Source organism: Streptomyces sp. P9(2023) (assembly GCF_032436795.1).
In the GTDB taxonomy this organism is placed as follows: Bacteria; Actinomycetota; Actinomycetes; order Streptomycetales; family Streptomycetaceae; genus Streptomyces.
The window spans coordinates 1-258 of the sequence record NZ_JAUPWM010000625.1 but is presented as its reverse complement, the minus strand read 5'-3'; the positions used below and the strand labels follow the sequence as shown (position 1 = coordinate 258).

General features: G+C 38.4%; 1 protein-coding gene. It reads right to left on the bottom strand.

Annotation, left to right across the window (positions count from 1 at the left end):
* Nucleotides 1-258: hypothetical protein (locus Q5762_RS38940; protein ID WP_315897045.1), on the bottom strand; the 258-nt coding region annotated here is incomplete at both ends.

Genomic DNA, 258 nt, shown 5'->3' with positions numbered 1-258 from the left:
AATGAAATTGCTTGATGCGAAAATTTCCCTGCGCATCTTTGTCATTAAAATCAAGTTGCATCCAGACGCCTTCCCGTTGAATATATCTGCCTGATAACAGATTGTACGCTTCTGTTGTATTTACTACTTGTCCGTTATTTATGCCGAAGTATTGCTGCTTGTGTTCACCTGGCCTTGCTTCATTGTATAAAATAGCCTTATACCCTTCAAACTGATATGATCCCGATTGGTCTTTTACAAAAGAAAGTTGATGATCCA